11 protein-coding genes and 1 pseudogene are annotated in these 9,746 nt (G+C 66.8%); 5 read left to right on the top strand and 7 right to left on the bottom strand.

All coding sequences use genetic code 11. From position 1 onward, the window contains the following. Together AC1DOC_RS07375 and cyoA are read right to left on the bottom strand one after the other, a co-directional pair. Positions 1 to 299 (bottom strand): annotated as a pseudogene (locus AC1DOC_RS07375) (cytochrome o ubiquinol oxidase subunit I); the annotation flags it as partial. 2 nt (positions 300 to 301) lie between these two features. After that, positions 302 to 1,330, bottom strand: coding sequence for a ubiquinol oxidase subunit II (gene cyoA / locus AC1DOC_RS07370; protein ID WP_478083736.1), 1,029 nt, complete (start codon positions 1,328 to 1,330; stop codon positions 302 to 304). Between the two features lie 175 nt (positions 1,331 to 1,505). On the opposite strand from cyoA, the gene AC1DOC_RS07365 reads away from it, so the two are divergent. The 3 genes from AC1DOC_RS07365 to AC1DOC_RS07355 all read left to right on the top strand — a co-directional run bounded on the left by AC1DOC_RS07365 (position 1,506) and on the right by AC1DOC_RS07355 (position 3,947). Continuing rightward, a complete protein-coding gene (locus AC1DOC_RS07365) occupies positions 1,506 to 2,846 on the top strand; it encodes an MFS transporter (RefSeq protein WP_015866821.1) in 1,341 nt (446 codons plus the stop codon). 82 nt (positions 2,847 to 2,928) lie between these two features. Beyond that, on the top strand, positions 2,929 to 3,615 hold the full coding sequence (locus AC1DOC_RS07360) for an HAD family hydrolase (RefSeq protein ID WP_027729935.1): 687 nt from the start codon (positions 2,929 to 2,931) through the stop codon (positions 3,613 to 3,615). Positions 3,616 to 3,638: 23 nt separating this feature from the next. Then, a complete protein-coding gene (locus AC1DOC_RS07355) occupies positions 3,639 to 3,947 on the top strand; it encodes a hypothetical protein (RefSeq protein WP_478129601.1) in 309 nt (102 codons plus the stop codon). Here the strand turns inward: AC1DOC_RS07355 and AC1DOC_RS07350 are convergent. The 5 genes from AC1DOC_RS07350 to AC1DOC_RS07330 form a co-directional block, all read right to left on the bottom strand. Then, positions 3,890 to 4,894, bottom strand: coding sequence for an isopenicillin N synthase family dioxygenase (locus AC1DOC_RS07350; protein ID WP_230537844.1), 1,005 nt, complete (start codon positions 4,892 to 4,894; stop codon positions 3,890 to 3,892). The two genes, AC1DOC_RS07355 and AC1DOC_RS07350, sit on opposite strands and share 58 nt — an antisense overlap. 16 nt (positions 4,895 to 4,910) lie before the next feature. Continuing rightward, on the bottom strand, positions 4,911 to 5,654 hold the full coding sequence (locus AC1DOC_RS07345; RefSeq protein ID WP_478129600.1) for an amino acid ABC transporter ATP-binding protein: 744 nt from the start codon (positions 5,652 to 5,654) through the stop codon (positions 4,911 to 4,913). Continuing rightward, a complete protein-coding gene (locus tag AC1DOC_RS07340) occupies positions 5,651 to 6,373 on the bottom strand; it encodes an amino acid ABC transporter permease (protein ID WP_478079338.1) in 723 nt (240 codons plus the stop codon). The genes AC1DOC_RS07345 and AC1DOC_RS07340 overlap by 4 nt, the downstream gene beginning before the upstream one ends. Positions 6,374 to 6,386: 13 nt before the next feature. Further along, complete coding sequence (locus AC1DOC_RS07335) at positions 6,387 to 7,082, bottom strand: amino acid ABC transporter permease (RefSeq protein ID WP_478079339.1); 696 nt, start codon at positions 7,080 to 7,082, stop codon at positions 6,387 to 6,389. A gap of 90 nt (positions 7,083 to 7,172) precedes the next feature. Then, positions 7,173 to 8,000, bottom strand: coding sequence for an ABC transporter substrate-binding protein (locus AC1DOC_RS07330; RefSeq protein WP_015866814.1), 828 nt, complete (start codon positions 7,998 to 8,000; stop codon positions 7,173 to 7,175). Between the two features lie 191 nt (positions 8,001 to 8,191). Here AC1DOC_RS07330 and fabV point away from each other — a divergent pair, with 191 nt between their 5' ends. Both fabV and AC1DOC_RS07320 read left to right on the top strand, forming a co-directional pair. Further along, positions 8,192 to 9,388 carry an enoyl-ACP reductase FabV gene (gene fabV, locus AC1DOC_RS07325; protein WP_478079340.1) on the top strand — a complete coding sequence of 399 codons (1,197 nt, stop codon included), beginning with the start codon at positions 8,192 to 8,194 and terminating at the stop codon, positions 9,386 to 9,388. A gap of 26 nt (positions 9,389 to 9,414) precedes the next feature. Beyond that, positions 9,415 to 9,746 (top strand): group II truncated hemoglobin (locus AC1DOC_RS07320; protein WP_478129599.1); only part of this gene is annotated, 332 nt, incomplete at its 3' end.

Genomic DNA, 9,746 nt, shown 5'->3' with positions numbered 1-9,746 from the left:
TTGTCGCCGAAGGCGACGGCCTGCTGGGCCCGCATCATGATGGCGTCGGAGAAGCCGCGCAGCAGCATCACCAGGCCAAGGATGATGTACATGATGCCGATCTTCTTGTGGTCGATGCTGGTGATCCAGTCGCGCCACAGCGTGCCCCATACCTTGTAGTAGGTGATGGCACCCAGCAGTGCGAGGCCGCCGAGGACGACTGCGATGAAGGTGACGAGCAGGATCGGCTCGTGGTAGGGGATCGCCTCCCACGTGAGGCGGCCGAAGATGAGCTTCGTCAGGTCAAGGTTCTCGAACATCGTCATTCTTCGGTGGTGCACATCGCCGTCACGTACTTGCGCGTGGGCGAATTGGTGAGGGTGTCAGCCTGCCAGGCTTTCCTGGTGGCAATGTTGAACGCGCCGGGCTTGCCCAGCCCGCCGTCCGCGTCGATGGCCATCATTTCCTTCATGCACATCTTGTTGCGGTCGACGCACAGGTTGAGGATGGCGTCGTACAGGTCGGGCGCCACCGCGGCGTAGTGCCGCACCGGCTCGCGCTCGCTCGGCGCTTCGAGCTTCTTGTACTGCTCGCGCGTGAGTTCGCCGTCCTTGCCGGACTTGACCTTCTGCACCCACTGGTCGAAGTCGGTGTCGCTCAGGCCGTGGAACTTGAAGCGCATGCCCGAGAAGCCCGCGCCGCTGTAGTTGGCCGAGAAGCCCTCGAACTCGCCCGGCTTGTTGATGACGGCGTGCAGCTTGGTTTCCATGCCCGGCATGGCGTAGATCTGGCCGGCCAGCGCGGGAATGAAGAAGGAGTTCATCACCGAGGAGGCCGTGATCTTGAAGGTGATCGGCCGGTCGACCGGCGCGGCCATTTCATTCACCGTGGCAAAGCCCTGCTCGGGGTAGATGAAGAGCCACTTCCAGTCGAGCGCCACCACTTCGACCACCAGCGGCTTGGCCTCGGCGGGAACCGGGCGCTCGGCGTCGAGCCGGCTGAGCGGCCGGTACGGGTCGAGCGTGTGGGTGCTGATCCAGGTGATGGCACCCAGCGCAATGATGATCAGCAGTGGCGCGGCCCAGATCGCGAGCTCCAGCTGGGTGGAGTGGTCCCAGTCGGGGCTGTAGTCGGCCTCCTTGTTCGACTGGCGATAGCGCCAGGCAAAGAAGAGCGTCAGCGCGATCACCGGAATGATGATGATCAGCATCAGCACGGTGGAGACGACGATGAGGCGTCCCTGCTGGTTGGCGATGTCCCCGGAAGGGTTCATGAGCACCGTGTTGCAGCCTGCGAGCAAGGCAAGCGGAAGCAACAGGGGCCATCGGCGGAGAGATTTGAGGGTGGGCATGCCGAAAGAAAGAAGTGCGTGGGCTGCGCAAAGACTCCACAATCTACGACCAAAGGCCTTCGCCGCCTATTGGACGTTTTGTCCTATGGCGGGAATCCTCATTCGGTGAGACGCTTGGAACCTGTTCAATGGTCTACCTCTGTCACTGCCGGTGACACCCGAATTAAAAAACGCAATGACGACGACGTCCAGCATCAGTCCGCAAGGCGCACAGCCTGTGCCGAACACGTCCGAAAACGCCGCCCGGCAGGGCGACGAACATTCACACATCGCACCCGGCGAGATCGCCGTGGGCGTGATCATCGGCCGCGCGTCGGAATATTTCGATTTCTTCGTCTACGGCATTGCCTCGGTGCTGGTGTTCCCGGCGGTGTTCTTCCCGTTCGAGGCGCGCCTGGAGGGAACCCTCTACGCCTTCGTGGTTTTTTCATTCGCATTCCTCGCACGGCCGTTCGGAACCGTCATTTCAATGGCCATCCAGCGGCGCTTCGGGCGGGAAGCCAAGCTGACCATTGCGCTGTTCGTGCTGGGCACCTCCACCGCGGGCATTGCCTTTTTGCCGGGCTACGCGAGCCTCGGCTTCACGTCGATCGTGCTGCTGTCGGTGTTCCGCTTCGCCCAGGGCCTGGCGCTCGGCGGCTCGTGGGACGGCCTGCCGTCGCTGCTGGCGCTCAATGCGCCCGAGAACCGCCGCGGCTGGTACGCCATGCTGGGCCAGCTGGGCGCGCCGCTCGGCTTTTTCGTGGCCAGCGCGCTGTTCGCCTACCTCTACGCCAACCTGCCGCTCAAGGACTTCCTCGACTGGGGCTGGCGCTACACCTTCTACGTGGCCTTCGCGATCAACGTGGTGGCGCTGTTCGCGCGCCTGCGGCTGGTGGCCACCGAAGAGTATTCCCGCCTGCTCGAGGAGCGCGAGCTGCAGCCCACCAGCGTGGTCGAGCTGGCCCGCTCGCAGGGCGCCAACCTGCTGATCGGCGCGTTCGCGGCGCTGGCCAGCTATGCGCTGTTCCACCTGATCACGGTGTTCCCGCTGTCGTGGATCACCCTCTATTCGGACCAATCGATCACCGAGTTCCTGGTGGTGCAGATGATCGGCGCGGTGTTCTGCGCCGGCGGCATCGTGGCCTCGGGCGTGGTTGCCGACCGCGTGGGACGGCGTTTTACGCTGGGCGGCCTGGCCGCGATGATCGCGGTGTTCAGCGGCTTTGCGCCCACGCTGCTCGACGGCGGCCGCCTCGGGCAGGACATCTTCATCCTGCTGGGCTTCGTGCTGCTGGGCCTGTCGTACGGCCAGGCGGCCGGCGCCGTGACCTCGAACTTCGAGCCCAAGTACCGCTACACCGGCGCCGCGCTCACGGCCGACCTGGCCTGGCTCATCGGTGCCGCCTTCGCGCCGCTGGTGGCGCTGGGGCTGTCGGCGAATTTCGGGCTGGCGTATGTGAGCGTCTACCTGCTGTCCGGCGCGGTCGGCACGCTGGCGGCGCTGGGGCTCAACCGGGCGCTGGTGCGCGACTGAAGAGGCGGATCGCAGCCGTTCATTCAAAAAAGGGGCCGTCGGCCCCTTTTTGCTTTCCGCCGCGCGGGCTTAGGATCGCCCCATGTTCACCGCCGCCATCTTCGACATGGACGGGCTGCTCATCGATTCGGAGCGGCCCATCATGGCCGCCTGGATCGAAGCGGCCCGCACGCTCGACATCGAGCTTTCGCACGCCCAGTACCTGCAATGCGTGGGGCTGGCCATGGCCGAGTCGAAGCAGATCCTTGCGGCGCTGCTCGGCGGCGCGGCCGCCTACCAGCACGCGGCCGCGCAAGTGACCGCCGCGCTGCAGCTGGAACGCGCCGACGGCGACGCCCGGCCGCTCTTTCCCATCAAGCCCGGCGCGGCCGAGCTGCTCACGGCCCTGCGCGGACGCGGCATACGCTGCGCGGTCGCCTCCTCGTCCGGGCGCGGCCAGATCGCGGCCTGCCTCGGCAGCCTCGACGTGCTCCATCACTTCGAGGCCTTCGCGGGCGGCGACGAGGTGGCGCGCGCCAAGCCCGATCCGGCGCTCTACCTGCTCGCGGCCGAGCGCCTGGGCGTCGATCCCGCGGAATGCGTGGCCTTCGAGGACAGCGAGAACGGCGCCAAGGCCGCGCTGGCGGCGGGCCTTCGGGTCGTGATCGTGCCGGACCTCAAGCACCCGCCTGCTGCGATCATCGAGCGGGCGTTCCATGTGCTCGACTCCCTGCATGAGGCCGTGGCACACGTGCCGCGATGGTTTCCCGGCCAGGTGATGCGCACATGATCAAGATCGGGACCCTCTGCCACGTGCTTGACAGCTGCCTCGCGTCGCCGATGACCGAGCGCGCGGTGGGGCGCATCGTGGAGGTGGTCTCGGCGCCCTACGAGGCGCCCAGCGAGCGCTACCTGCCCGGCACCTATTACGACGTGCTGTTCGAGGGCTGGACCTTCTACTGCCGCAGCGACAAGCTCGTGCCCATCTCCGATCCCGATGCGGATGTCGGCCACTGGGAGGACGAATTCATCGGCGTTCCCGCCGGCCCTCCGTCGAAAGCGCCTCAGAGCACTTCGTCGCGCAGCTGTGGAAACACCTTCGACACCTTGGCGAGCAGGTAGTCGCCGTAGCGGCCGCTGAAGGCGTGCACGTTGGCGCGGTCCCAGCGCTCGGCGCTGTCGTCGCGTGCCTCGGCACCCGCGAGCCCTTCGATGCGCTGCACGCGCGCCTCGAAGTTCGGATCGAAGAACAGCGGAAACGAGAGCCGGTCCCGGCCCGAGGTGTTGCGCTTCACGCGGTGCGGCGTCGACTTGTAGAGCCCGCCGGTCATGCGGTCGAGCATGTCGCCGATGTTGCAGACGAAGGCGCCTGGAACCGGCGGCGCATCGATCCAGCCGCCGGGCGTGTGCACCGCGAGGCCGCCCACGTCGTCCTGGTGCAGGATGGTGAGGAGGCCGTAGTCGGTGTGCTCGCCCACGCCCCATTGCACGTCCAGGCCCTCGGGCACGGGCTGGGAGGGATAGTTGAACAGGCGGAACAGGATCAGCGGGTCAGCCGTGTAGCGCTCGGCGAAATACGCGGCCGGCAGGCCGAGGCTCAGCGCGATGCCCTCCATCAGCCGGTGGCCCAGCTGCGTGACGGCCGCCATGTAGGCGAGGATGGTTTCGCGCAAACCCGGCACGTCGGGAAACAGGTTGGGCCCGTGCACCGGCGTCTTCGCCTGCACCAGCGGATGCGAGGCGGGCAGCTCGGTGCCGAGGTAGAGGCCTTCCTTCCAGTCGGGCCGGCCCGAGGTCAGCTCGCCGCCGAGCGGAAAGTAGCCGCGCCAGGCGCGCCCGCCGAGCGCCATGCGCCACTGCATCTTGGTTTCTTCGGGCAGCTCGAAGAAGCGGTGGCTCAGCTCTTCGAGGCGCCGCACCAGCGCCGCGTCGACGCCGTGGCCCGTGGCATAGAAGAAGCCGTGCGCGCGGCAGGCGGCGCCGATCTGCGCGGCCACGCCTGTGCGCTCGGGCGCGCCGGCCACGAGCGGGGCGACGTCGATCACGGGAAGCGTCTGTGTGTCGGTCATGGGCGTGGAGAGCATCTCATGCGCCGCGCGCGAAGGGCGAGCGGATGTCCGAAAGAAACTGCTGCGCGCGCGGATGCTGCGGCCGGTTGAAGAAGTCGTCGGGCGTCGCGCGTTCGAGCACCTTGCCCTCGTCCATGAAGAGCACGCGGTCGGCCACCTCGCGCGCAAAGCCCATCTCGTGCGTCACGCAGACCATGGTCATGCCGTCCCGCGTGAGGTCGCGCATCACGAGCAGCACCTCGCCCACCATCTCGGGGTCGAGCGCGCTGGTAGGTTCATCGAACAGCATCAGCGGCGGCTGCATGGCCAGGGCGCGCGCGATCGCCACGCGCTGCTGCTGGCCGCCCGAGAGTTCGCTCGGCCACGCATTCGCCTTGCCGGACAGGCCCACGCGCTGCAGCAGGGCCATGGCGCGCTCGTCGGCCTCCTTGCGCGAAAGGCCGTGCAGCTGCATTGGCGCCATCGTGCAGTTCTGCAGCACCGTGAGATGCGGAAACAGGTTGAACTGCTGGAACACGAAGCYGATGCGCGAGCGGAACGCATTCACGTCGGTGCCCGGCGCATGGATGTCCTTGCCGTCGATGAGGATGCGGCCCGACTGGATCGGCTCCAGCCGGTTGAAGGTGCGGATCAGCGTCGACTTGCCCGAGCCCGAAGGCCCGCACACGACCACCACTTCGCCCTTGCGGATGGTCTCGTCGATGTCGACCAGGGCGTGGTAGCTGCCGTACCACTTGTTGACGTTCTGGAGTTCGATCATGCGGATACCTTGGGAGCCGAGACGGCGCTGGCGGTGGACATGCCGCGCCGCGCGAGCCGGCGTTCGAGCCAGTAGGCGAAGCGTGACAGGCCGAAGCACAGGATGAAATAGGTCAGGCCCAGGATCAGGTAGATCTGCGCGGGCTTGGTGAACACCTGCGTGTTGATCTGCGTCGCGATGAACGACACCTCGGCCAGCCCGATGATGTAGCCGAGCGAGGTCTCCTTGATGGTCGAGACGAACTGGTTCACCAGCGAGGGCAGCATGCTGCGCAGCGCCTGCGGCAGCACCACCAGGCGCATCGCGCGGCCGTAGTCCAGGCCCAGCGCGCGGGCGGTTTCCATCTGGCCGCGCGGCAGGCCGTGGATGCCGGCGCGCACGATCTCGGCCAGGTAGGCCGCATCGAACACCACCAGCGCGATCAGCATGGTGGTGAACTGGTCGGTCTTGACGCCCGTGACGCTCGGCAGGAAGAAGTAGGCCCAGAAGATCACCATCAGCAAGGGAAGGCCGCGCACCACGAAGACGAAGCCCGTCACCGGCCAGCGCAGCCAGCGCCACGGGCTCACGCGCGCCAGGCCGAGCACGATGCCCAATGGCAGCGCGAGCACCAGGCCGCAGGAGGCGAGCAGCAGCGTGAGCACCAGTCCGCCGAGCGGCCCGTTCGGGTACTGCCCGATGAGGAAGTAGACCCAGTAGTCGTTGATGATCTGCAGCATCTGTTCGACGGCGCTAGATGGTTCTTACCGGGAACCGGTGGTGGTACCAGGTCGCCAGCCCCGTGATGGCCAGCGACACCGTCAGGTACGCCGCGCTCGCGAACGCGAACGACTCGAAGCTGCGGAAGCTCGCGCTCTCGACCTGCCCGGCCTGGTACATCAGCTCGGCCACGCCGATCACGGTGGCGATCGAGGTGTTCTTCCACAGGCTCAGCGTCTGCGAGATCAGCGGCGGCACCGTCACGCGCAGCGCCTGCGGCAGCACCACGCGGCGCATGGCGCCCAGGAAGCTGAAGCCCAGCGCGCGGCCGGCCTCGAGCTGCACCGTGGGAATCGCGCGGATGCCGCTGCGGATGTCCTCCGCCATGAAGGCGGCCGTGTAGAGCGACAGCGCGATGATGGCGCTGTAGGCCTCGATGTGGCCCGCATAGAGCCACTGCTTGATGCCCTCGGGCAGCAGCTCGGGCGCGCCGAARTACCAGAACAGCATGTGCGCGAGCAGCGGGATGTTGCGGATGGTCTCCACGTACGCAAAGCCGAGCCAGCGCAGCGGCGCGAGCGGCGAAAGGCGCAGCAGCGCCACCACCAGCGCGATCGGCAGCGCCAGCACGAGCGAGGCCGCGAGCAGCTGCAGCGACAGCCACAGGCCCGCGACCAGCATGTCGTGGTACTTGCCGGTCAAGAGCAGCGAATAGTCGAACAGGGGCATGGGGGGCGACAGTATCACTGCCGAGGACTGTTCAGAGGCCGCAAGCCCCCATCCCTGCCTTCCCCCGGAAGGGGAAGGAGAAATACCATGTCAGTCGATCTTGTCGCTCTCGAGCTTGAAGTCGCGCGTCTGGAAGCCCGAGGCGGTATTCGGCCCATACCACTTGACGAAGATCTTCTGCGCTTCGCCCGACTTCTCGAGCTCGCGCAGCGTGTCGTCCACCACGGCCTTGAGCGCGCTCTCGCCCTTCTTGATGCCGATGGCCAGCGCCTCGGTGCTCAGGTTCTGCTTGAGCACCACGTACTGGGCCTTCTGCGGGCCGAGCTTGGCGTAGCTGCGCAGCAGCGCGGCCTCGTCGTCCACGTAGCCCACGCCCTTGCCCTGCTGCAGCGCCTGGAAGGCCTGCTGGCTGGTGTCGAAGGTCACGACCTCGGCGGTGGGCACGGCCTTGCGGATGTTCGGCTCCTGCGTGCCGCCGCGGATGGTCAGCACCTTCTTGCCGGCGAGCTGCGGCACCTCGGTGATGCCGCTGTCCTTCTTCACGATGGCCTTCTGGCCGGTGACGAAGGTGGTCAGCGAGAAGTCGATCTGCGCCTCGCGCTCCTTGTTGTGCGTGAGGCCGGCCGCCACCAGGTCGACGTGGCCCTGCTGCAGCTCGGGAATGCGCGCGGCCACGGCAATCTGCTTGAGCACCGGCTTCACGCCGATCTTCTTGGCAATGGCGTTCACCAGGTCGACCTCGTAGCCGACGATCTGGCGCGTCTTCGGGTCGATGAAGGTCGCGGGCTCGTCGGTGCCGAGCACGCCGACCACGAGTTCGCCCTTCTTCTTGATGTCTGCGAGCTGGTCGGCATGGGCGGCGATGCCCGTCAGCAGGGTGGAGGCGGCGAGGGCCGCGGCAAGCAGGGTGTGGCGCATGGTTGTTCTCACTCCGGATGAAAAGACGAAGGGCTGGACCCTATCAACAAAACCCGCGATTATTAAATCCTCAATCGACATATGCATATGGCCTTGCCGGATCGGCCCTGGCACGGCCTGGGTTAAATTCGCGGCGCAAAAACCCGCGCCCCCGGCCCCCGCGGCATCCATCTTCAGCGAGCGAGCTCTTCATGATCATCAAACCGCGCGTGCGTGGCTTCATCTGCGTCACGACCCATCCTGCGGGCTGCGAGGCCAACGTCAGGCAGCAGATCGGCTATGTCAAGGCGAAGGGGCCGATTGCGGACGGGCCGAAGCGGGTGCTGGTCATCGGCGCATCGACCGGCTACGGCCTGGCCGCGCGCATCACCGCGGCCTTCGGCTGCGGCGCCGGCACGCTGGGCGTCTTCTTCGAGCGGCCCGGCAGCGAAAGCAAGCCCGGCTCGCCCGGCTGGTACAACACGGCCGCCTTCCACCGCGCCGCCGCGCAAGAGGGCCTCTACGCCAAGAGCATCAACGGCGACGGCTTCTCGGACGACGTGAAGCAGAAAACCATCGACGCCGTTCGCGAGGATCTCGGCCAGGTCGACCTCGTCGTCTACAGCCTGGCCGCGCCGCGGCGCACCCATCCGAAGACCGGCGAAGTCTTCAATTCGACGCTCAAGCCCATCGGCAAGGCCGTGAGCCTGCGCGGCCTCGACACCGACAACGAAGCCGTCAAGGACACCGTGCTCGAGCCCGCCACGCAGAAAGAGATCGACGACACCGTGGCCGTGATGGGCGGCGAAGACTGGCAGATGTGGATCGACGCGCTGCAGGCCGCCGGCGTGCTGGCCGATGGCGCGAAGACCACCGCCTTCACCTACCTAGGCGAGCGCATCACCCACGACATCTACTGGAACGGCTCCATCGGCGCCGCCAAGAAGGACCTCGACCAGAAGGTGCTCGGCATCCGCGCCGGGCTGGCTGCCAAGGGCGGCGATGCGCGCGTCTCGGTGCTGAAGGCGGTGGTCACGCAGGCGAGCTCGGCGATTCCGGTGATGCCGCTGTACCTGTCGCTGCTGTTCAAGGTGATGAAGGCCGAGGGCACGCACGAGGGCTGCATCGAGCAGGTGTACGGGCTTTTTGCCGACAGCCTCTGCGGCAGCGCGCCGCGCCTCGACGAGGAGGGCCGGCTGCGCGCGGACTACAAGGAACTGTCCCCGCAAGTGCAGGCGCGCGTGACGGCGCTCTGGCCGCAGGTCACGAGCCAGAACGTCCGTGAACTCACCGATCTCGCCGGCTACAAGGCGGAGTTCCTGCGCCTTTTCGGGTTCGGCATCGAAGGCGTGGACTACGAGGCCGACGTGAATCCCGACGTGGGAATTCCGAACCTCGTCCAGGCCTGACAGGCGCACAGAGGGATACTCCCGCCATGCAGATTCACGAAAAGCCTCCCGCAGACACTCCTTTCGAATGGATCGGGGGCGAACCCCGGGTGCAGGCGCTGGTCGATCGCTTCTACGACCTGATGGAGCTCGAACCGGCCTATGCGCAGCTGCGCGCGGTCCACGGCACCAGCCTCGACAACGCACGCCAGCGCCTCTTCTGGTTCCTGTGCGGCTGGCTCGGCGGCCCGCAGCACTACACCGACCGTTTCGGCCATCCGATGCTGCGCGCGCGGCATCTGCCGCAAAGCATCGGCGGCCACAGCATCGGCATCAAGGAGCGCGACCAGTGGCTGGCCTGCATGGACCAGGCCATGGG

The organism is Variovorax sp. 01T439_2 (assembly GCF_056398445.1).
This window is presented reverse-complemented; position numbering and strand designations above follow the sequence as displayed.